Source organism: Halodesulfovibrio oceani subsp. galateae, from assembly GCF_055397225.1.
This window is the reverse complement of sequence record NZ_AP042453.1, coordinates 1,499,962-1,521,924: the sequence shown is the minus strand read 5'-3', so window position 1 is coordinate 1,521,924 and position 21,963 is coordinate 1,499,962. Positions and strand designations below refer to the sequence as shown.

Below are 21,963 nucleotides of genomic sequence, written 5' to 3'. Positions count from 1 at the left end.
TTCCAAACTGAGTTTGTGACAGATAGCACAAACGAAATCCGCTGCCAAGTAGTACTGTGCTACTTAGCACATTTTTTTTATCATCAGGATTCTATAGATTGGTAATAAGCACCACGGCAAAGAGGAAAAAAAAGAAGGAATAATAGGCATGACGGACTCTAAGTGAAAGAACGCCTCCAAGTGCTGCAAAGAACCATAAGTAGCTCCAAGTAACACCAGAACATTCAATAATAGAGCCATGTACATCATATGCAATAGAGATCGTGCTAATTAGCACAAGCAGGTAGGTAAAGAAGAAAACAAAGTTCAAACCAAAGGTTTGAAGCAATGCTTTGCTAATAATTTTATGTAAAAAAAGTTGCTCGTCAACGACACTTTCGGGGTGTTTGAGTGCCAGCAATTCATTATGATGAATATTATGACGTTGCCGTAATGTCTGTTCAAGGTATGGGCAAATTAAAGCCGCAGGCATGGACAGAACCATTGGGATGACGAGTTGTGATGGGATTTCTAATGAAAAAAAGCTGGCTGCGGCCAAAGTTGCAACCAGCGAGGCGGTTCCGTTGGGTGGTATGTATGTTCCAACCGGAAAAAGGTCGAGCCAGAACAGCTCAAAGAAAATAGCGGCCGGGAGGGCTAGTTCCCACTCCCCTGTTATGATCGCCCAAAAAAAGCCGATGGCTAAGGGGCGTTCAACAAAACCTAAATTAACATTAGTTCGCAGCAGCGCTAGGATGGCAAAAAAAAAGCGTAGCCACTAAGCCAGGGAATTGAGGAAAATTGAATAACAGGAAAAACAGCATCCATTACTATAGCCCCTTGATCTGTAATGGTTGGTTAGGTACGCAACGAAAATCGAGAATAATTTCGTGATTAGCAAAAAATTTAAGGCATTCTTCATCATGGTCGGAAATAGCAATATGGTCACAGAGTTGTTTTTTCCCCGGTGCGTAGTGCAGATTCCCGATATTAATTGATTCAAAAGAGAAGCCAGCGTCATGGATGCGTTTCGCATCGTCGCAATCTGCAACGATAATTAGCGTATCCTGAAGATTATTGCTCTGGGCGTACGTCATAATTTCTGCAATGTGAATAAAATCAGCAGAAATTCGACTAGGGATTGCGAGTGTAGCGATTTGTTGACGCAGCACATCATCTGCAAAGTCATCATTCACGACGAGTAGATGCTTGGCATTTGTGTACGGAATCCAAGTTTCAATAACTTGTCCATGGATCAAACGGTTGTCGATACGAATCCAAGCCATAATTTACTCGTTAACCTTACTACGCAGGATTTCACCAGCCATAACAATGCCTTTTCCACCGGCTTCTTTTGCTTCAATAGCAAGACGGTCAAGCGCCATTGTACGACAACCAAATACTTTTAACAGCATTGGAAGGTTTACGCCGGTAAGAACTTCTAAATGTCTGGTCCCGAGTAACGATAGACTCAAGTTTGTTGGAGTTCCACCAAACATGTCGGTCAAAATAAGTACACCGCGACCTTCGTCTACATTCTCAACCATGTTCTTAATGACTGTGACTGTTTCCGAAACATCTTTTTCGCTATCAACGCTTACAGTTTCGCAGGAAGGTTGTTTGCCCATAATAACTTCTGCCGCACTTAATAGTGCCGCACCGTAGTTGGTATGGGTGACAATAACTACACCAATATTTGTTTCTTCAGGAAATGTGGTAGACATGAGATTATATATAAGTTGTTAGCTTAGGCTTACGCCAAGTTAATATGACGATGCTCTTTGGAAACTGCAAAGTCAGATTTTTTCAAAAATTCGAAAATGGCCTCAGTTACCGCAACAGAACGATGCCGTCCACCAGTACAGCCAAAGGCTATGGTGATGCGATACCGCCCTTCTTTTTCCATTTGCAGAAGCGTAAAGTGCAATAAATCTTCAAGCTTTTTTAAATACGTCTGCCCCATACTGTTTTCTAAAACGTAGGCAACAACTGGGTCATCTTGTCCACTGTATTTGCGTAGTTCAAGATTATGGTATGGGTTTGGTAAAAAGCGTAAATCAAAAATCATGTCTGCCTCAGAAGGGGTACTGTGCTTAAATCCAAAGCTCATGATATGAACTTTAAGACCTTTTGCATTGTTTTCTTCTGACTGCCATCTGCGTTGCAACACACGGCGCAAGTCATGAATAGAATACTCTGATGTATCAAAAATAAAGTCTGCTTCTGAACGTGCAGGTGCCATGAGGGCACGTTCATTCGTCATGGCCTGTTCAAGGCCGATACCGTTTCCTTCAAAAGGATGTGGTCGTCTTGTTTCTTTGTATCGGCGCAGGATAATATCTGCACGTGATTCAAGAAAGATGACAGTGGGTGAATATCCGGCTGCAACTAATGCATCGATAGTCATTGCCCATTCATCTTTAAATGAACACTGCCGACCATCAACTCCAAGCACAATTCCTTTATAGCTCTCAAGTCCACAGCCTGTAAGAACTTCCATAAATTGCGATGTCATAGACATCGGAAGTCCATCAATAGTGTAGTATGCCATGTCTTCAAAGACTTTTAGCGCGCTACTTTTACCAGCTCCGGAGAGTCCGGCAATAATGATCACAGGAATAGTACGTTGAGATGCAGAAATCATAAAATACTCATGTTACGCAGCAGATAAAAGGTTCCACAAAGTTTCCTGACTATCAGATTCCATAAATAATTGTTTGAAATCTTCATCTTTCAGGAGTCGCGAAATTTGGGCAAGGATGCGCAGGTGTGTACCTGCTACGTTTTCTGGAGCAAGAACCATGAAGAAAATCTTACAAGGTTTTTGATCAAGTGCATCAAAGTCCAGCCCATCGAAGCTTCGACCGGCTACTACTACTATTTTATCGAGTGCTGGAAGTTTTCCGTGAGGAATGGCAATGCCATTACCAATACCTGTGGTTCCGAGAGCTTCTCGTTCCATAAGCACGTTAAAAACTTCTTCAGCATCAAGGGATGGGTTTTTTTCAACGACAGGAGCCAAGAGCTCCGCCAGCGCCTCTTGTTTGGTGCTGGCGGTTAGCTCTGGCAGTACAAGTTCTTTTTCTAGGTATTCACCCAGTTTCATTACTTTTCCTAGAAAACGGGGTCAATCAGGCCGAAATTCTTATCTTTTCGGCGGTAGATCACATTTACCCGTTCAGTTTCAGCATTAAGAAAAACAAGGAAGTCATAATCAAGTGCATCAAGCTGCATAGCGGCTTCGTCAAGATCCATCGGTTTCGGTATAAAATTATCCATACCAATGATGGTTCGTTCCGCCTCTACTGCTTCTTCTGGAGGGATAGTACCTTCTAGAACAAACTTTTCTGCACCCTTGCGTTTCGTTTGCAGTTTTTCCGTACGACGTATGATCTGTGCTTTAAGTTTATCGCGAACAAGATCAACGGTTGCATACATGTCTTCAGACTGTTCAGTAGCGGATAGAGTTAAGTTATCCGATACAAGTGAAATTTCGGCTTTGTGGCGGAAATTGTCAACAGAAAGTGAGACTTGCATTTCCAAGTGTTCAGGGTTCGGTAAGAATCTGCCAAGCTTGCTGAAGCGTCGTTTGGCATAAGCTTTTAGGTGATTGGAAGGCTCAAAGTTTTTGAATGTGAATGCGATGTTCATGGTGCCTCCTAATTGGATACTTTTGAAACCCTGTGAGTCAGCTGGTTTCGCTTTTAGAATACCACCTTTCTCTTGGATGATGAAGGGATATTCATTGCGGTACGGTATTTAGCTACAGTTCTTCGTGCAATGTTAACCTGCAGTTTTTCTTTCAAAATCTCACCGATTTTTTCATCGCTGAGTGGTTTTTTTGTATTTTCTTCACTAATAAGCTTTTTAATGAGGGCTTTTACGCTCTCCGATCCGACCTGACTACCATCATCAAGGCCAATTGCACTGTTGAAGAAGAACTTCAGTTCAAAAATACCGTGCGGGGTCGAAATGTACTTACTTGTGGTGATACGGCTTACCGTTGATTCGTGCATGCCAATATCATCTGCAATATCTTTAAGAATTAGCGGCTTTAACGATGTAACACCATTAAGGAAGAATTCTCTTTGATATTTAACAATACTCTCAACTACTTTATATAAAGTTCGTTGCCGTTGGTACAGACTTTTTATCAGCCAGGAGGCAGAACGCATCTTGTCCTGATAATAATCTTTTTCTTCAGCGTTAGTAGTTTTCGGGAGTTGCTCTGTTAATTCACTGAGTTGTAATTGTGGTAAACCATCTTCATTGAGAACGATAACGAATTCTTTTTCGTACTCATAGATGTAAACGTCTGGAGAAACATATTGTGCTTCTCCTCCACCGAACCGTGCCCCCGGCATAGGGTCAAGGCTCTGGATTACATCTAGGTACTCTCTGAGATCTTCAAGGGAAATTTTGTATTTTCGAGCAAGTGGTTTGTAACGACGCTTCTCTAGGTCTTCAAGATGATTAGTAATAATATCTACAAGAATTGGGTCACGATCGTAATTGAGAGCTTTTACCTGAACAAGCAGGCATTCCTGCGGAGTGCGAGCAGCAACCCCTACAGGGTCAAATTGTTGAATATGCTCAATAAGCTGTTCCACTGTTTCAGGATCGCTTTGAGCAATCTGTGACAGCTCTTCTGTAGATACATGTAGGTACCCATTAGAGCTGATGCTGCCAATGATGATTTCTCCAACACGAATTTGCTCTTCTGAGAGTGGAGAAAGCATTAATTGCCAGTACAGATGACCGTCTAACGTTGGAGCAGGAGCAAGACGAGCTTCAAATGAGCTCATTTCCTCTAATGCTTCAGTTTCCCGCATTGAAACCTGTTTGGTGGTACTTGAGAAATCACCCAGATAATCTTCCCAGTCAGCGTTAGAAGAAAGCTCTTTGTCATAAGCTTCCTGTTCATCTTTACGCTGTTCTTTAGCAGAAGTTTTGTCTGGATTAGCGGTTTCTTCCAAGGACTCTTCCAAAAAAGGATTCTCCAGCAACTCTTGCTGAACGGTTTCAGCAAGTTCCACGCGAGAAAGCTGCAGCAGTTTGATTGCCTGCTGCAATTGCGGGGTCATTACAAGCTGCTGGGCAAGCTTTAATTGTTGGCGAAGTTCAAGAGCCATATATAAGAATGTCCTATGTGGTTCGACTAGCTAAAAAGCTGAAATATAATGTATGAGTACTGCCTATCAAAAAACATTCCAAATCAGATAACTGACCTCTTTTTTGCCACATAGGAACGTTATATGCAACCAAGAAAAAAGCCCGTTGGACGGGCTTTTCGTTATTGCGAGGGCGCAAATTATATTTTTTATCAAGATACTAGAGACTAAAACCTTCTCCAAGGTAGACGCTACGCGCCTTTGGGTTATCAACAATCTCTTGCGGCGTACCGGAAAGAATTATTTGACCTTCGTAAACAAGGTTAGCTCTATCACAAATTTTTAATGTTTCCCTAACGTTGTGGTCGGAAATGAGCACGCCCATTCCTTTGTCACGCAGTTTACGGATGATGTCCTGAATGTCATCTACAGCGAGTGGGTCAATGCCTGCAAATGGCTCATCGAGAAGAATAAACTTAGGATCTCGGATTAACGCGCGGGCAATTTCAAGGCGGCGACGTTCACCGCCGGAAATATGCATGGCGTGAGTATCACGAATATGTGTGATACCGAATTCTTCCATCAGTTCTTCTTCACGTTTTTTCTGATCATCACGGGACAGTTCTGTTTGTTCCAAAATCAACTGCAAGTTCTGAGAGACTGTGAGTTTTTTGAAAACAGAGCTTTCCTGAGGAAGATAGCTCAAGCCGATTCGCGCACGTTCGTGCAACGGCCAGTCGGTGACTTCCATATCATCTACACGAACCACACCGGCATTGGGTTTAACAATACCAATGAGCATGTAGAATGTTGTTGTTTTACCAGCGCCGTTAGGGCCAAGAAGTCCCACAATTTCACCCTGCTGCATTTGCAGATTGATATTGCGGACAACCTCACGCTTGCCGTAAATTTTGCAAAGTCCTTCAGCTTGGATAATAGACATTTATTTTTTTGCCTTACCTGGTGCTGAGAAAATTGCTTCTACAGGCTGATTAGAAGAACCGAGTACTTCACTGCGGTTTTCTTTTACCCAGAATTTGATGACGTTGCCGGCGATGGTGTTTTTACCTTCACTTAATTTGGGTGAACCAGTCATAACAAGCAATTCATCTTTGAGGGTGTAGGTTGCAACATCACAGGTGCCTCGTCTGTTCTGCTCCATTTTGATGCGAACATTACCTTCTGAGACAATTTTTTCAATTTTACCTGGGTTGACGTCACCAGTCGCATCGGATTTTGCTGCGTTCTTATCGCTTAGCAAATAGACGGTAACTTTATTTGCCCACATATCAGCTTCTGGGTGTTTTACAACAACGTTTCCGGTAAACACGACGGTTTGTCCGTCTGCGCTGTACGTCATTTTTTCAGAGGTGACTTTTACGTCATCTTCAGCGGGTGCTGCCATGGTGGCGGTGTTTGTGATTGTAAAGATGCAAATAGATAACACCAGAATTCGGAACAGAGCTTTCATTATTTTTCTCCACCAGTCGCGTCGTTCAGCTGTTTAGCACGGAATTTTACAACCACATTACCGGTTGCTGTGATCGTATTTTCATTTAAATTCCAACTTGCATCGTCGGAAGAACCGTCAAAACCTTCACCAGTGAAGACAACATTACCTGTCATAATGAGTAGTTTCTTTTTATCTTCAAAAGTAAGCTCACTACTTGTAATTGTGCCTTTCTGGTTGGTTACTTTTACATCGCCCCATAAACGGGCGACACCTTTATTTTGGTTAATAGTGCCGTTTGGTGCCACAATGTGCACTTGGTCACGGTCCGGTTGAACAAAGTACATGATGTCCGGTTCAGCAAGATCAATAATGCTCTTGTCTTTCTGATACCAGCCATTAGTCGCTTTCAGGGTCCACAGTTCTTTGCCTGCTTCACCCTGCTTCAGCTCAATACCTTTTAAAGAAAGATCAACATTTGTTTTAGCATCATTACCAATGGCTTCACTTACTCTTTCTGCAATTTCCTCTTCCACAGAGCTTTGCAGATAGAATAAGCCGCCGCCAAGTAAGGCTAACAATGCCCCCCAAATCAACCACTTTCTCATTTAACCACCTATAGAGTTAACAATACCCTCAAGTTTTCCTTGAGCGTTCATAATAAAATTGAGCGCTTCGCGAACAGCACCGTGTCCGCCAGCGGTTTTGGTTTCTAATACGGCGACCTCTTTTACTTCTGGCATTGCGTTTGCCACAGCAATTGGGAGCCCTACTTTACGCATTGGCGCTAAGTCAATCCAGTCATCCCCAACATATGCAATCTGTTGCCATTCTAGATTGTACTTTTCTCTGATTTCTTCAATGCATACCATTTTTTTTAAATGACCGGCATAATAATCAGTAATTCCGAGATCGTTCATACGGGTCGCAACAGATTTTGCATCTAGCCCTGTGATTACTCCGATTACCAGATCGCAAGCTTGAGCGGCCTTGATACCAAGTCCATCAAGCACATTGAACCGTTTGGTCACGTTGCCTTCATGGTCGTAGTATAGCCCACCATCGGTGAGCACGCCATCACAATCAAGGACAATGAGTTTAATATCCTTGGCTAGGTTCTTAGCATTCATAATTCATGCTCCAGAGTGCAGAAAGGTCACGCAGAAGATGAGGTAATTTAGCAACAGGCCAGCTGTTAGGGCCATCACAAAGTGCATTGTCTGGATCAGGGTGTGTTTCAATAAATACGCCGTTAACGCCTGCGGCAACAGCAGCCCGGGAAAGACGAGGTACAAAAGATCGGTCACCGCCGGAAGTACCACCCTGTCCGCCCGGAAGTTGAACTGAGTGTGTTGCATCGAATACTACAGGCACGCCGTAAGACTGCATGATAGGGAATGAGCGGAAATCTACAACAAGGTTGTTATATCCAAAAGATGCGCCACGTTCTGTGAGCATTATATTTTTGTTGCCCGTTGAGAATAATTTATCCAGTGCTGGCTTCATATCCCACGGGGCTACAAACTGCCCTTTTTTAACATTTATAACGCGACCAGTTTTGGCTGCGGCAATAAGCAGGCTTGTCTGGCGGCATAAGAATGCCGGAATTTGCATTACATCTGCGACTTCTGCAACTGGGGCAGCCTGTTCCGGCTCGTGAATGTCGGTTACGACAGGCAGTCCGGTTTCTTCTTTAATACGTGCCAACCATTCGAGTCCTTTAGCGAGTCCCGGGCCTCTGAAACTGGAAAGAGAGGTTCGGTTTGCTTTATCATATGAGCTTTTGAATACAGCTTTCAGTCCGGCTGCTTCTGCTGCTTCTTTTACAGCATGTGCTGTTTCCAAAGCAAGTTCAAAACTTTCAAGGGCGCAAGGGCCAGCAAAAACAAAAGGTTTTGTTGTCAGTTCTGCGTATAATGCAGAACCGTTTTCGATATGTTTCATTGCGGTAATCCTATTTGGGAATGTAAAGCGTAAAATTACTCGAATAAATTGGGGATTGAAAGAGAAAATCGGGGCATACTGACGCATGCCCCGATTTTAATCGCTAATAACCCTGTACATCGCAGTGCAGCGGCAAAAAGTCAAAATTTCTCATACGTTGAAATCTTGTTTCTTCTGTTCGTTGCAGTGATGCAGGTGCTATTTTTTATTCGTTTTAGAAGCCTTAACGAACTCGCGGAAAAGTGGATGCGGGTTCATTGGTGTGGACTTGAATTCTGGGTGGAACTGACAAGCGAGGAACCAAGGATGGTCTTTCACTTCTACAATTTCAACGAGAGTTTCGTCCGGAGAAACACCAGAGAAGCTCATTCCAGCTTCTTCTAAGCGTTTGTAGTATGCGTTGTTGAATTCGTAACGGTGACGGTGACGTTCAGAGATTAACTCTTCGCCGTACGCAACCTGAGCATTGGTTTTTGGACGAATTTTACAAGGGTATGCACCAAGACGCAGTGTTCCGCCTTTGTCTGTACCTTCGTCACGTTTTTCAATCGCTTCTTTACGGAAATCGTACCACTCAGTCATAAGGTAGATGAGAGGTTCTTTTGCGTTTTCATCAAATTCAACAGATGTCGCATCTTTAATACCAACAACGTTGCGAGCATATTCGATTACAGCAAGCTGCATGCCGAGGCAGATACCGAAGAACGGTATTTTTTTCTCACGTGCATAGTTGATAGCAAGCATTTTGCCTTCAACACCACGATGACCAAAGCCACCCGGTACGAGAATGCCGTCGAGACCTTTAAGCTTGGTAGCAACGTTCTTAGCGTTAACTTCTTCAGAGTTAACATATTCGAACTCAACTGTAACACGGTTAGCAAGGCCGCCGTGTACCAGTGCTTCATGAAGACTTTTGTATGCTTCTTTAAGGTCAACGTATTTACCGACGATGCCGATTGTTACGTTACCCTTAGGGTTGTTAAAGTTGTGGATCAGGTTCTGCCAAGGGGCAAGATCCGCGTTTTTCGCTGGGAGGCGAAGCATAATAGCAATTTTCTGGTCGAGTCCTTCGTCATAAAATGCGAGAGGTACTTCGTAGATGTTGCTAACATCTGCGCAGGAGAATACTGCGTCACGGTCAACGTTACAGAAAAGAGCAATTTTGTGCTTGAGGTGTTCCTGAATTGGTTTTTCACAACGACAGATGATCATATCTGGCTGAATACCAATAGAACGAAGTTCTTTTACGCTGTGCTGGGTTGGCTTAGTTTTGTGCTCGCCTGCAGCTTTGAGGTAAGGAACCAGAGTAAGATGGATGTACATGCAGTGTTCGCGGCCGAGGTCTGTGCGCAGCTGGCGAATCGCTTCAAGGAATGGAAGACCTTCAATATCACCAACAGTGCCACCGATTTCGATGATTGCAACATCAAGATCGTCACTCGCAAGACTGAGAACACATTTTTTAATTTCGTCAGTAATGTGCGGGATAACCTGTACGGTACCACCAAGGTAGTCACCGCGACGTTCTTTGGTGATAACTTTGTGGTAAATGGAACCGGAGGTGTAGTTGTTCTTCTGAGAAAGAGGAACGTTGAGGTAACGTTCGTAATGACCGAGGTCGAGGTCAGTTTCAGCACCGTCATCCGTTACATACACCTCACCATGCTGAAACGGGTTCATAGTACCCGGGTCAACGTTGATATAAGGGTCGAGTTTCTGAATGGTTACATTTAAACCTCTAGCTTTAAGGAGGACACCAATGGATGCAGCTGAAAGGCCCTTCCCTAAAGAAGACAAAACCCCACCAGTAACGAAGATAAACTTAGTTTTCATTCTTTCTCGCCTACGACGTAGTTATTAAAAAATTAGTTCAATGACCAAAGTCACGTATATTTGTTTCGAACGTATCTCGTCCGTATACACTTTTTTTGAAGTTACGTCAGCCGTTGACTGTTATCGCCGACGCAACTATAACTATCAGTCCCGAATTATTAAAACGGTGACTATTTTTTTGCTTTCAAAAACCGTGAGTCACTACCCGAACTATTTGGGTATGTAAAGCGACTTTTTGTAAAGCCCCGTGTTAATCTTTTTTTAGGAGAAACTTGAGCAATGACCCAGGTTAATACTCTGGTTATTACCGGCTATGGGACGAACTGCGAGGTTGAATGCGCGCACGCTGCAAAGATTTCTGGAGCGGATCGTGTTGAAATTAAGCATTTTTCTGACCTTATTTCCGGTGACACCAGTTTAACAGATTTCAATTTTTTGATTCTGCCGGGTGGTTTTCTTGATGGTGATGATCTGGGTGCTGCTCAAGCTGCCGCTAACCGCTGGCGGCATGCTAAAACAGAGCAAGGCGAACCGCTTCTCGATCAACTGAAAACCTTTTTTACCAATGGCGGCATTATCTTCGGTATTTGCAACGGCTTCCAGCTGCTTGTAAAACTTGGATTATTGCCTGCAATTGACGAATTGTACTTTGAGCGACAGGTTTCCTTATCACATAACGATTCTGCCCGATATGAAGATAGATGGGTGCATCTTGCAGCTAATGCAAAAAGCCCATGTGTTTTTACAAAGGGTATCGAAACGTTGTACATTCCTGTGCGCCATGGCGAAGGAAAAATTATCGCTAAAGATGAAGCAACACTTACTGCTCTACAAGAAAATAACCTGATTGCTCTGCAATACATTGATCCGGACTCCGGTGAAGTTACGCAGGAATACCCTATGAACCCGAACGGTTCTCCTTTGGGTATTGCAGGTTTAACAGATCCTTCCGGGCGTATTTTAGGCATGATGCCACATCCGGAAGCATATAACCACCCTACCAACCATCCAGGCTGGACTGCTGGTAAAGAAGCAGAACTCGGCACCGTTTTAGTTAAAAACGGCATAGACTACTTAAAGAGTCTGTAGCAGCTTTGTGATATAATATCAGTTGGCTCCGACTCTGGTCGGAGCCACTATTTTATTTTCAGGAGCGGATATGATTCCATGTTTTATTTGTAAAAAAAATTCTGTCGGAGGTTTTACCTATGGCCTCCCCACCACTCCATTGACCCAGCATGTCGGGTTATGTCCGGAACACAATACCCTCGAAAATAAAAAAGCTGCTATATTACATTGGATTGAAACAACTCAAGCCAGTGTCACTGCATTTAATGAAGCCAATCTCGCGCGTTATGCAGAGCCCGTTGAGTATGCCCTGACGGTGTTCTACCTCGCAGGCGGTTCTGCTAATTTTCGATGCACAAAATGGAATGTGCCGGATAAAGCGACGTTGCAAATCATGGGCATAGATGGCCGAAGCACATTCATTCCTCTTACCCACATCGAATTTTTCGAGGTTGTTCCAGTCAACGACCCAAATAAATTTACATCAAATACCATTGCACACGAAAGATACTCTGTTGTAGGGGGCGTGCCTACCTTACAACGGTAGCCGTATATCTATTATACCATAAACAATCGTTGGTTACAAAGGGGTGTTCAATTATGCAGTCACGTTTGCCTAAAATTTTAATTACAAATGACGATGGGGTACATTCTCCTGGGATTTTGGCTGCTATTGAAGCTGTTTCTTCTTTTGCAGAAGTTACTGTGGTTGCTCCGGCATCGCAGCAGACTGCAATGGGGCGAGCTTATCGCGGTGATCCGGATGCTTGTTTAATTGAAACGACGTTAACCGTTTGCGGGGTACCATACAAAGCCTTTTCATGTGAGGCATCCCCTGCACGTACCGTTGATCATGGCTTAAAAGTTCTGGCTGGATATCAGCCCGATTTTATTATTTCCGGAATTAATTATGGTGAGAATCTTGGCTCAAGTATCACCAGTTCCGGTACTGTAGGCGCTGCAATGGAAGCGGCATATCGAGGTATTCCTTCTATTGCTGTTTCGTTGGAAACACCGATTAATATGCACCTTACGTACACCGAACAAAACTGGGCTGCCGCAACATATTTTTTACAGCACTTTACTAAACGAGCCATCGCAGAAGGTTTCCCTCGCGGTATCGATTTGTTGAAAATAGATGTGCCAAGTTGTGCATCTATTGACAGCTCATGGCGAGTAACCCGTCTTTCACAAAATTCTTATTATCGTTCTGTCCTTCCGGATGCCTGTATGGAGAGCCGGTTGAGAGATTCAGTGATAACCAAAGGACATATGCACGATGAGCCGACAGATACAGATATTTACGCTATTTCTGTAGATAAGGTTGTTTCTGTCACGCCGCTTTGTCTTGATTTTACAGCTCACGGGAGCTTGAAAGATCTGCATAAGTGGGGAATTTAATGAAAAATGCTCTTCAGTATCACTGAAGAGCATTTTTTATTGAAATTTGAGAACATCACCAGTTGTAATTGGCGTATTGTTAGGTAGCCAGAAAGATCCCCATTTCCCTGTGCAATGGCAAGCATAGGAACGCTGTACACCGGTATGTTGGAAGAATTTTCGGATTTGATACAGCTGAGGAATTGGTGCTGTTCGAAGGTGTAAGCCGCCAACAATTGCAGCGATTCTTTTTTCTCCAGTAACCTCTTGCGCTCTTTCGATGATGTTGCAAATACCCGAATGACTGCATCCTGTTACAATGACCAGCCCGTCCCTTCCTTCCCAAACAATTCCCGTATCGTCGTAAAGAAAGTCATTGGTAAAGTTTCCGTTGTGCTTGGCTATGCCGAATGAGCCGCCACCCTTGAATGTGGGCTTTCTTGGAATTTCTCCAAGGAACAGAAATTTCGAACCAATTTTCTGTGGTTCTTTGGTGTCATGCATTTCAAAGCTTGCTCGCACTACAGCTTCATCTAGACCAGCATCAAGTTTTCTTACTAGAACTGGGCATCCTCCGGCAACTTTTCCGACATGGCGTTCAATAAAGCAGTCTGGATGACATGTGAGGGTCGGCGGCTGTTCTCGATCTGCAATCAATTCGCAAAGTGCCGGAATACCACCGGCATGGTCATAATGACCGTGCGAAAGCGCGACGTGTTCAATGTCTTTCAGTGAGATTCCTAGCGTCTCAGCATTTTTTAGAAATGCGCCGTCAGTTCCGGTATCTAAAAGCACCCTTTCTGCACCATCTTGCAAGAGAAGGGAAAGCCCTTTCGCAGGAATAAGGTCATCTCTTCGCGATATATTTTCAATAAGAACAGTCAATGTAAGCATGCGTAACTTCCTTTATATGCAGAGAATAGTAGCGAGAGAAGTTGGATGAGTAAACACTATTATCTTGTCGCCTAGTTTCTCTTTGCAAGTTACCATACAATTTTTTTGGCTGTTTGTACCTTTTGTAAGTCTGTTACCTGTTTTGATTAGTTATAGACTTACTTGATCGGAGTTTTTTTCCAAAACGGGCAGTTTGTATTTTTTAAAAGCTTCAACATCTGGTTTATATGCTCGGATCAGATAATTCCAACCATCTTTTGGTGTGTACAAAAAATTTGGAGCTAAATTTTTGCAAGTTGTATCACCAAAGACCACCGAAAATGTTCCATCATCATTCATTGATATGTTATGATTAGAGCCAATTACGTTGTTGTCGTCTGACATTAGATATTTGTCAGGACCGTAAACTGTGATTGAGAAAAAAGCTTTCGATTGTATGGGCTTAAAGGTTGCTGTGTAGCAAATTTCACCCTTAAGTGCAGGGTCGGAATATGGTTTATACATTGCATTTTTGTCTGCTGAAAGTCCCCACCCGCCTGCGGTTACGTATGTAAATTTTTCCCAGTCGTTAACTAGATCTGTGCTTTTTTGCATCGCACTGAATGTGTCGGGCAATTTGTTGTATGCAGAAAGTAACGCCTCTCGTACTACCAACATCTTTTTAGTATCAGGACGAATCAGAGTATCTTCGTTTTTTGCCCCTTCAATAAAGTATTTGGGTTGTAATTTGTCGACAACATATTGAACATCTTCTTTTGTTCCGTTGGTACCCATGCGAACTCCAACTGCCACAAAATCTGAATCAAAATCTGAAGCTTTGAATGTGCGGCTTCCACCACCATAGAAATAAAATGGAGTCATATGATTCTCAGTAATCATTTGTACAGAAAGGAACCTATCTTCAACTTCAGGTAGCTTGAGAGTGAAGCCATCTTGCACATTTACCGTTGCGATAGAATAGATAGTGTCGAGGTTTGGAGATACAACCCATTTATCTTCTGCGGTTGCGAGAGTCTTGAAGTGATGAAATTTATTCAGCTCTGACCGTTCAATAAAGTTCGCCAAAAAAGCTCTTGATTCTGCCTGAATATATTCTTTGGGCGACATTTCATATTTTTGGGGATCAACGGTCCATTTGTTTGTATCCATATCTGGGATTTCAGCAGCAGCAATGGTTGAAAAACCGATGAAAAAGGTAACTAGGAATAGTTTAAATATGTTGTTGATAATGTTCATTAGCGTTCCCTCATGAAACTCTTTCTTACATGCGTACAAAAAAGATACTTCAAAAGGCATCATATCTTCTGCTGGTGAAACGCGACAATGATACCCCCTACCACAGAGAGGAGTCTAGTTAGCTTTTTACGAGATTGTTTCGAGAATGATCGTTGCTGTGTGCTCTATCATTCCTCAATCTATACTAATGAATTTTGAAAATGCGCTTTCCTTATGTGGGATTTGAGTAATTTTGTAATTTCTATCCAGTGATAATTTTTTGATGATATTTCTTTTGAATCAAATTGGTGTTTGCTCTTGCTCACGAGTTCTAATTATGGAGGAGAAATTACTAATAATGACAGTTTGATTTGGTTCGTCAAAATGCTTTTGTGTCAAATAGTTAGAATGAGAACTATACTCTTTCGGTAGTAAAACAAGCTGGTTGAATATCAAAATACCTTCATTTTTCCATTGACATACAAACTCTATACGCTGATTTTACCCACATATTATTTAACGTATAATTTGTTTGTAGGGGTCGTTATGTGTAATAAATGGTTATTCCGTGTCTGTGCTTTGTTTTTGCTGGTTTTTGGTTTGATTTGTACTCCAAATCTTTCGCTTGCTCAGCCTTCCGGAAAATTAGTAATTTTCCATGCGGGTAGTCTTTCTGTTCCTTTTGCCGCAATGGAAAAAGCTTTTGAAGCAAAATACCCAGAGGTTGATGTTCAGCGTCAGGCTGGTGGCTCTACTAAACTTGCTCGTCTTATTTCCGAAGTAGGTCAAAAGGCGGATATTATGGCATCCGCCGACTACGTTGTGATCAATAAAAACCTTATCCCGAAATATGCATCCTGGAACGTGCGTTTTGCATCTAACCAGATGGTGCTCTGCTACACGGATAAATCAAAATTTGCTGATACAATTTCCAGCAAGAACTGGTACAAAGTTTTACAGAACAAAGATGTAGTATGGGGACATTCTGACCCTAACCTTGATCCTTGTGGCTACAGAGCATGTATGGTGCTGCAGCTTGCTGAAAAATTCTACGGGGTCAAAGGATTAAACGACAAACTGGTTGCCAACCGCCCTGCTAAAAACGTTCGTCCTAAGTCTGTTGAACTTATTTCATTACTCCAGTCCGGACATATGGATTATGCTTGGGAATATCGTTCTGTTGCAGTGCAGCACGGTCTTAAATTTATCACTCTTGATCCACACATGAACCTTGGTGATTACAAACTTACTTCGTTCTACAAAAATGCTGTTGTTAAAGTTACTGGTAAAAAACCGGGTACTTTTATCAACCGTAAAGGCAAGTCCATTACTTACGGTATCACCATGTTAGATGGTGCTAAAAATAAAGAAGCTGCTGAACTTTTCCTTGCGTTTATGCTTTCTCCAGAAGGCGGCATGCAAGTTCTTAAAGATAAGGGACAGCCACCATTCATTCCTGCACGTACCACTGTTGAAGGTATGAATGATGTTCCGCTTTCACTTAGAAAATTTGTTGAAGTTCGTGACTAAGTATGAGCTTTGATCGCACTGGTCGGAGAAGGGGCTCGCTTTTGCGAGCCTTCTTCGGCTTTCTTCATAATTTTTGGTTTGCTTTCTCCTCTCTTTTAATCATTCTTTACATTGCCCTCCCGTTGGGAAAAACCATTACAGCTCCAACGATGGAAAGATTGTTGGAAACACTGCGCGATCCCGATGTGATAGCTTCTGTGTGGCTCTCTATGTCTACCGCTGCCACGGCAGGATTGCTTGCGCTTGTGTTCGGAACGCCACTGGCCTACTTGCTTGCGCGTTCAAAATTTCCCGGAAAACGTATTGTTGAAAGTCTTATTGATCTGCCGATTATGATTCCCCACCCGGTAATAGGTATATCTATTCTTACTATTACTAATCCCAACACATACTTTGGCAGTATTTTAGAATCTCTCGGAATTGAGATTATGGGGACGCGTACGGGGATCGTTAGCGTGTTGTTTTTTGTAGGACTGCCCTTTTACATTTCAGCAGTTAAGACAGGCATAGAATCTATTCCTGTTCGTCTAGAAAAAGTTTCGCGTTCTCTTGGTGCAAGTAAGGCGCAAACCTTTTTACGGATAACTTTACCTCTTTCGTGGCGTCATATGCTGGTGGGCATCATCATGTGTATGGCTCGTGCATTAAGTGAATTTGGTGCTGTGATTATCGTCGCGTACCACCCTATGATTGCACCAGTCCTGATGTATGAACGGTTTACAGCCTACGGTTTGACATGGTCACAGCCTGTAGCTGTCATTCTTATTCTCGTCAGCTTGCTCTTTTTTATTGGTATGCGGGCAATACCATTACCGGATAGAGATCAAATATGATTGTAATAGATAATCTTTCCATAGACCTGCCGAATTTTTCCGTATCGGATGTCTCGTTGCATATTCGTCGAGGCGAGTTTTTTGCGATTATGGGACCTACTGGTTCTGGTAAAACTCTTGTGATGGAAAGCATTGCGGGTATTGCTCCGCCGTACACTGGCTCTATTGCGATTAATGATGTGGATATTAGCAGTGCGCCGCCTGAAGATAGAAAAGTGAGCCTCGTGTATCAGGACCACTCACTATTTCCCCACCTTACTGTTTTGCAGAATGTTATGTACGGCCAGCGATATCAGCAGATAAAAAAAGCTGAAGGGGAACGAATAGCACGAGATTTGTTGGAAACGCTGAATTTATCTCATGCGGTTGATCGAAAGCCTATGCGGTTGTCTGGTGGAGAGAAACAGCGGGTTTCTATTGCACGTGCCCTTGCATGTAAGCCTGATGTGCTGCTGCTTGATGAACCTTTGTCGTCTCTAGATCCGCAATTTAAGGCCGATTTTCGTACGGTGTTGAAGAATATCCATACTCAGACAGGTATTACTATAGTTATGGTCACACATGACTTTGTGGATGCACTTACATTGGCGGAGCGAGCGGCAGTTATTCATAAAGGTAAACTTTGTCAGCAAGGAGCTGTGCACGATATTTTTCACCACCCTGTTTCATCTTTTGTAGCAGATTTTGTGGGCATTTCTAATGTGCTTCCTGCTTCGTTTACTGAGAACTCCTGCTTGCTTTTTGATGGAGCTTTGCGGATTCCATCTGTTCGGCACGAATCTATGACACAGGGACTTGTAGCGATTAGGCCGGAGCATGTTTCGGTTCGTGAGCAGGATACGTTTGATCCGGATTGGGTTCGTTTTACCGGTATATTAAAGCATCTTGATAAATATGGCTTAGCATGGCGCGGTATTGTTGAGTGCGAGAATCAAATATTGACGACAACACTTGATTCAAATGCCGTTTTCGCCAACACGCTCCACCCTTCCATGACGGTTCATATTGGCTTTCCTGAGGCCGCAATTCACTATATGAGGGACGAGGCCGTTTAGATTCCTTGCGCTACGCAGACTTCTTCTGTATCCCATAAAAAGATTTCGTATTTTTTATTCAGGAGAAGTTTTTATGAAGGTTGCTAACCTATATCTCATGTTCACTGCTGCATGTATTGCTGGCGGCATATATCTGTTTCATCCCGAATTTGTGATGCAATATTTAGATACATTTGTAGTCGGCTTTGCAGCTCTTGCGTATTTTTTGTTTTTCCGCCCTTGGATGAAGCGAAAACTGACTGGGAATAAGACTAAAAGAGACGAAACAAGTGAAGATAATAAAAGCGAGTAGTGCTTCGGCACTACTCGCTTTTTTATAGGCAAGACTTTTAGTCTGTAAGAGTCGTTACTTTGCTTGTTTCGTTATGTCTTTGTATTCTGGTTTGGAATTCCACATAGGAATGGTGAGTATTTGGCCGCTTTCAAGTGGTAGCTTATCAAGTTGTACCATACGAATATCTTGATTGTCGTACGTTCTAAAATAGCAACGATGACGTTTCAGATCGTATACTGCCGTCCATTGTGTGTAGTCCGCAGAAACTGAATCATCTGGCTTAATATCTACAGCCACTCCTTTTACGATAGAGATGTTGTTAATAAGCAGAAAAGCCTGATTGACAGCTTCATCCGCTGTTGCAATCGACTCTACAGAGTTGCTAAGCAAGGCCATACGTACGAATCGGGACGGTGGTGTGAAGTCGCCGGGGAGCCCGACCATTCCAGATCCTTGTCCAATTGGTACTACATTATAATCACGAATGGTTGTAGGGGCACTGTTTCTCGAAGTCAGATTTGCGTAGTTTGATAGATTCTGCAGATGCCATGCGAATGGTGGAGAATTGGTAAATACGTTTACGGGGTTGTCTGCAACTACGATTTTACCGTTAATTGGTTCTACGACAATGGATTTTCCTGTGTTGTCCATTATGATCCAATGCATAGGTAGGATCATTCCCATTTTTTTAAAAGTGACACCTACAAGCTGAATTTCAGAAATTGTTTTTCGCACTTCATCAAGGGTAGCGCATGTACCTAAAATGAGTGCGCCAAACGCTTGAGGTGCAATAATATTGGCGGCATCATTATCTGTCGCTTTTGGGAACTTTGCAATTCCTGGAAACCAGAATCCCCCCAGATAAAGCCCCTTCTCGTTGATGCCATCAACAAACATTTTTTCGCCAAAAGCGTTTGGGCCGAGAAATGCATATTTGTTTTGCCATGTCATGCCATCATTTCCGTCAGGTGCAGGGCTTACCCAGTCTTGTCCACGCGGTACAAAGAGGATGTTTGACTTGAGGGGAGTACCAAATTCTAACGTACGGGCAAAAGCAACGGCTCCGTCTGTGCTCTGAGTTTTTACTCCAGTGCAGGCCTGAGCAATTGTTGCATTGGAAACCAAGATTGCACAACAGAATAGAACTAATAACCATTTAATCTTTAGCATAGTTTTACCTTTTATAGCTCTAAATTTGAGTCTTTGGGATGAATTGTAGCATAAAGTTTGGTCTTAGACCGATGAGTTCTAAGTGATTGGGCAAGAAAAAAGGCAGCACTGAGTGCTGCCTTTTATTGATCATAAATGAGTTTGCTTTGTTACGGTCTTATAGGATCTCTGCGGCTTGAGTTTGTTTCCGCAATGCATGGCACAGTATGTACACTATTGGGGTATCAAGAGCAGCAATTGCTAATTTAACCAACCATTGGCCGAGTATTACTTCGCCAACAGGTAAAATTCCCCAAAATGCGATGGTCACAAATATTGTTGAATCAATGAGTTGGGAGACAATAGTGGACACGTTATTCCGTAACCATAGGTGCTTGCTGTTTGTCTTTTCTTTAAGAAGATGAAAAAGCCAAATATCGTGCTTTTGGCTGACAATATAGGCAACCAATGAAGCTGCAACAATGCGGGGAGTATTTCCGATAACAGCAGCAAAACTGTCTTGTCCGCCCCAGAAAGGAGCAGCTGGCCATGCAACAGCAATCCATGCAAGTGCGGATGTCATAACTAAAGTAATGAAACCACATTGAACAATATCGTTAGCGCATTCTTTGCCCCAGACTTCACTTATCACGTCAGAAACAATAAAGGTTAGAGAGTATGCTAGCACCCCTGCTGGCACAGCAAATCCTGCAACCATAATAATTTTGCTGGAAATAAGAGCCGCAACAACAAGTCCGCCAATAAACAGGCTTAACAGCAAAGCCAGCGCTTTGCGGTCAAAAGAATCCATACGTAAACTCCTTGGGATCAACAGTCCTAAAGATGGGCATAACAGCCCTTCGCGATCGGGAAAACAGCCCCGGGCGAATAAATTGCCAGTGCACCCCTTGCCATTTGTGTTTTCCGAAGTCAAACTAACGTGCTTAATTAATGATAAGGAGAAGACATAATGTCTATTACCAAAAGTCAGGATAAAACAGACCACCTTCAAGCACTAGGCAAGGGTGGAGAAACTACATATCAGCTCGATGGACCACATTCTGGAATTCTTGAAACATTTCCGAATAATTACCCCAATCGTCCATACATTGTGAGCGTAGAATTTCCCGAATATACCTCACTTTGTCCAATGACCGGCCAGCCGGACTTTGGAGTGATCATCGTGGAGTATATTCCTAAAGAGCGTATTGTGGAGTCTAAAAGCATTAAGCTGTACTTCTTCGCATATCGAAACCACCAGTCTTTTATGGAGACCATAGCGAATACTATGCTTGAAGATTTTGTTGAAGCGCTTGCCCCGCTTTGGTGTCGTGTGAAGGGACTATTCAGCCCCCGTGGTGCGACCACGTTGCATGTATTTGCTGAGCATTTTGATACTGGAGCTGAAAATTCAGACGAAGTTAAAACTATAGTTTCAGAATGGAAGCAGGAAGCTAGCCGTCATTCTTCATAATATTTTTGCCCGATTATGATATAAAAAAGGGAGCAGTACTGCTCTCTTTTTTATATCGAGATTTTCTTTTTATGTTCAAGTTGGTTAGTCGTTTTTTCGTTTATAACGGGTTTGAACAAGTGCATTGAGAAGTACTTGAGTTTCCATATGTTCAAAGGAAAGATGTGCTGGGAGCATACCAAAGAGTTTTGTCCCTCCCCCAAGCAACATCGGAACTGTGGAAATAATGATTTCATCGATCATATCTTTTTCAAGAAAGCTCTGAATGACGTTAGCGCCATCAATATAGAGTTTATAAAATCCTTTTCTATTCAAGGTAGTGACAATGTCATTAATTTCACCCTGCATGATTTCTACGTTATCTTTGAGTTTGTCAGGGACAGAAGTTAAGGACGAGCTAAGAACAAATACCGGCTTTGAGTAATGCCATTCCCCACCAAATCCGAGTATTGTTTCAAATGTATTTCTTCCCATTACGACACAATCTACGCTCTGCATAAAATCTTGAAATCCAAAATCCACGTTTTCAGGATTTGGGATGCACTCAAGGAAATCTAGTTTATTGTTTCTGTCAGCAATGTATCCATCAATGCTTGCACCAATAAAAACGAAGTTGGGCATTTTTACTCCTGTCTATTTCTATATTTGGTTTTCTTTTAGAATAAAGAAATCAAGTTACCTTTTTCCTTTTATTTAGTCAGGTTTTGATATTCTGGAACACGATTTTGATACATCGAAATGTTCAGGTTTCACTTCTTACTTATCTAATTTGTT

General features: G+C 42.6%; 26 protein-coding genes. 8 read left to right on the top strand and 18 right to left on the bottom strand.

All coding sequences use genetic code 11. The features are described from left to right. Nucleotides 1–91 precede the first annotated feature (91 nt). From ACZ5V1_RS06700 to ACZ5V1_RS06640, 13 genes are all read right to left on the bottom strand, one after another. Entirely contained in the window at nt 92–538 is a 447-nt protein-coding gene (locus tag ACZ5V1_RS06700) for a hypothetical protein (protein WP_464391203.1), read from the bottom strand. Nucleotides 539–809: 271 nt separating this feature from the next. Further along, nucleotides 810–1,265 carry a PTS sugar transporter subunit IIB gene (locus ACZ5V1_RS06695; protein ID WP_160711452.1) on the bottom strand — a complete coding sequence of 152 codons (456 nt, stop codon included), beginning with the start codon at nt 1,263–1,265 and terminating at the stop codon, nt 810–812. 3 nt (nt 1,266–1,268) lie between these two features. Further along, complete coding sequence (locus ACZ5V1_RS06690; RefSeq protein ID WP_464391202.1) at nt 1,269–1,703, bottom strand: PTS sugar transporter subunit IIA; 435 nt, start codon at nt 1,701–1,703, stop codon at nt 1,269–1,271. 29 nt (nt 1,704–1,732) lie between these two features. Next, nucleotides 1,733–2,623, bottom strand: a complete 891-nt coding sequence (rapZ, locus tag ACZ5V1_RS06685; RefSeq protein ID WP_464391201.1) for an RNase adapter RapZ — start codon at nt 2,621–2,623, stop codon at nt 1,733–1,735. Nucleotides 2,624–2,635: 12 nt separating this feature from the next. Continuing rightward, nucleotides 2,636–3,085: a PTS sugar transporter subunit IIA gene (locus ACZ5V1_RS06680; protein WP_160711458.1), complete on the bottom strand. Its 450-nt coding sequence runs from the start codon at nt 3,083–3,085 to the stop codon at nt 2,636–2,638. An 8-nt stretch (nt 3,086–3,093) separates the two neighbouring features. Next, nucleotides 3,094–3,630, bottom strand: a complete 537-nt coding sequence (gene hpf / locus ACZ5V1_RS06675) for a ribosome hibernation-promoting factor, HPF/YfiA family (protein ID WP_464391200.1) — start codon at nt 3,628–3,630, stop codon at nt 3,094–3,096. Between the two features lie 53 nt (nt 3,631–3,683). Next, a complete protein-coding gene (gene rpoN, locus ACZ5V1_RS06670) occupies nt 3,684–5,111 on the bottom strand; it encodes an RNA polymerase factor sigma-54 (protein ID WP_464391199.1) in 1,428 nt (475 codons plus the stop codon). A gap of 199 nt (nt 5,112–5,310) precedes the next feature. Further along, nucleotides 5,311–6,033, bottom strand: a complete 723-nt coding sequence (gene lptB, locus ACZ5V1_RS06665) for an LPS export ABC transporter ATP-binding protein (protein ID WP_464391198.1) — start codon at nt 6,031–6,033, stop codon at nt 5,311–5,313. Then, the gene (locus ACZ5V1_RS06660; protein ID WP_464391197.1) at nt 6,034–6,561 is read right to left on the bottom strand and encodes an LptA/OstA family protein; all 528 of its coding nucleotides are present in this window, start codon (nt 6,559–6,561) and stop codon (nt 6,034–6,036) included. Further along, nucleotides 6,561–7,148 (bottom strand): LPS export ABC transporter periplasmic protein LptC, encoded by a 588-nt coding sequence (gene lptC / locus ACZ5V1_RS06655; protein WP_464391196.1) that lies wholly within the window; start codon nt 7,146–7,148, stop codon nt 6,561–6,563. Before lptC ends, ACZ5V1_RS06660 begins: the two co-directional genes overlap by 1 nt. Then, entirely contained in the window at nt 7,149–7,670 is a 522-nt protein-coding gene (locus tag ACZ5V1_RS06650) for a KdsC family phosphatase (protein WP_464391195.1), read from the bottom strand. Further along, on the bottom strand, nt 7,660–8,484 hold the full coding sequence (gene kdsA / locus ACZ5V1_RS06645; protein WP_160711472.1) for a 3-deoxy-8-phosphooctulonate synthase: 825 nt from the start codon (nt 8,482–8,484) through the stop codon (nt 7,660–7,662). Before kdsA ends, ACZ5V1_RS06650 begins: the two co-directional genes overlap by 11 nt. 198 nt (nt 8,485–8,682) lie before the next feature. Further along, nucleotides 8,683–10,317 carry a CTP synthase gene (locus tag ACZ5V1_RS06640; RefSeq protein WP_464391194.1) on the bottom strand — a complete coding sequence of 545 codons (1,635 nt, stop codon included), beginning with the start codon at nt 10,315–10,317 and terminating at the stop codon, nt 8,683–8,685. A 279-nt stretch (nt 10,318–10,596) separates the two neighbouring features. Between ACZ5V1_RS06640 and ACZ5V1_RS06635 the strand changes: the two genes are divergently transcribed. The 3 genes from ACZ5V1_RS06635 to surE all read left to right on the top strand — a co-directional run bounded on the left by ACZ5V1_RS06635 (nt 10,597) and on the right by surE (nt 12,786). Beyond that, nucleotides 10,597–11,406, top strand: a complete 810-nt coding sequence (locus ACZ5V1_RS06635) for a phosphoribosylformylglycinamidine synthase subunit PurQ (RefSeq protein WP_160711476.1) — start codon at nt 10,597–10,599, stop codon at nt 11,404–11,406. 70 nt (nt 11,407–11,476) lie between these two features. Beyond that, complete coding sequence (locus ACZ5V1_RS06630; protein WP_464391193.1) at nt 11,477–11,932, top strand: hypothetical protein; 456 nt, start codon at nt 11,477–11,479, stop codon at nt 11,930–11,932. Nucleotides 11,933–11,985: 53 nt separating this feature from the next. Continuing rightward, nucleotides 11,986–12,786 carry a 5'/3'-nucleotidase SurE gene (surE, locus tag ACZ5V1_RS06625; RefSeq protein ID WP_464391192.1) on the top strand — a complete coding sequence of 267 codons (801 nt, stop codon included), beginning with the start codon at nt 11,986–11,988 and terminating at the stop codon, nt 12,784–12,786. 36 nt (nt 12,787–12,822) lie between these two features. Here surE and ACZ5V1_RS06620 read toward each other — a convergent pair whose 3' ends face one another. Both ACZ5V1_RS06620 and ACZ5V1_RS06615 read right to left on the bottom strand, forming a co-directional pair. Beyond that, nucleotides 12,823–13,659, bottom strand: a complete 837-nt coding sequence (locus ACZ5V1_RS06620; RefSeq protein ID WP_464391191.1) for an MBL fold metallo-hydrolase — start codon at nt 13,657–13,659, stop codon at nt 12,823–12,825. Between the two features lie 150 nt (nt 13,660–13,809). Beyond that, nucleotides 13,810–14,895: a DUF1254 domain-containing protein gene (locus tag ACZ5V1_RS06615; protein WP_464391190.1), complete on the bottom strand. Its 1,086-nt coding sequence runs from the start codon at nt 14,893–14,895 to the stop codon at nt 13,810–13,812. A 525-nt stretch (nt 14,896–15,420) separates the two neighbouring features. Here ACZ5V1_RS06615 and wtpA point away from each other — a divergent pair. The 4 genes from wtpA (at nt 15,421) to ACZ5V1_RS06595 (ending at nt 18,584) form a co-directional block, all read left to right on the top strand. Then, a complete protein-coding gene (wtpA, locus tag ACZ5V1_RS06610; RefSeq protein ID WP_464391189.1) occupies nt 15,421–16,404 on the top strand; it encodes a tungstate ABC transporter substrate-binding protein WtpA in 984 nt (327 codons plus the stop codon). 149 nt (nt 16,405–16,553) lie between these two features. Then, entirely contained in the window at nt 16,554–17,237 is a 684-nt protein-coding gene (locus ACZ5V1_RS06605) for an ABC transporter permease (RefSeq protein ID WP_464391188.1), read from the top strand. Beyond that, complete coding sequence (locus tag ACZ5V1_RS06600) at nt 17,234–18,292, top strand: ABC transporter ATP-binding protein (protein ID WP_464391187.1); 1,059 nt, start codon at nt 17,234–17,236, stop codon at nt 18,290–18,292. Before ACZ5V1_RS06605 ends, ACZ5V1_RS06600 begins: the two co-directional genes overlap by 4 nt. A gap of 73 nt (nt 18,293–18,365) precedes the next feature. Continuing rightward, nucleotides 18,366–18,584 carry a hypothetical protein gene (locus ACZ5V1_RS06595; RefSeq protein WP_464391186.1) on the top strand — a complete coding sequence of 73 codons (219 nt, stop codon included), beginning with the start codon at nt 18,366–18,368 and terminating at the stop codon, nt 18,582–18,584. A 54-nt stretch (nt 18,585–18,638) separates the two neighbouring features. On the opposite strand, the gene ACZ5V1_RS06590 is transcribed toward ACZ5V1_RS06595, so the two are convergent. Then, the gene (locus ACZ5V1_RS06590; RefSeq protein WP_464391185.1) at nt 18,639–19,736 is read right to left on the bottom strand and encodes a linear amide C-N hydrolase; all 1,098 of its coding nucleotides are present in this window, start codon (nt 19,734–19,736) and stop codon (nt 18,639–18,641) included. A gap of 157 nt (nt 19,737–19,893) precedes the next feature. Further along, on the bottom strand, nt 19,894–20,526 hold the full coding sequence (locus ACZ5V1_RS06585; protein ID WP_464391184.1) for a queuosine precursor transporter: 633 nt from the start codon (nt 20,524–20,526) through the stop codon (nt 19,894–19,896). Nucleotides 20,527–20,685: 159 nt separating this feature from the next. Here ACZ5V1_RS06585 and queF point away from each other — a divergent pair, with 159 nt between their 5' ends. Further along, nucleotides 20,686–21,189 (top strand): preQ(1) synthase, encoded by a 504-nt coding sequence (gene queF, locus ACZ5V1_RS06580; RefSeq protein ID WP_464391183.1) that lies wholly within the window; start codon nt 20,686–20,688, stop codon nt 21,187–21,189. An 84-nt stretch (nt 21,190–21,273) separates the two neighbouring features. Here the strand turns inward: queF and ACZ5V1_RS06575 are convergent, their stop codons facing one another. Beyond that, nucleotides 21,274–21,810, bottom strand: a complete 537-nt coding sequence (locus tag ACZ5V1_RS06575; RefSeq protein WP_464391182.1) for a dihydrofolate reductase family protein — start codon at nt 21,808–21,810, stop codon at nt 21,274–21,276. Nucleotides 21,811–21,963: the final 153 nt, after the last annotated feature.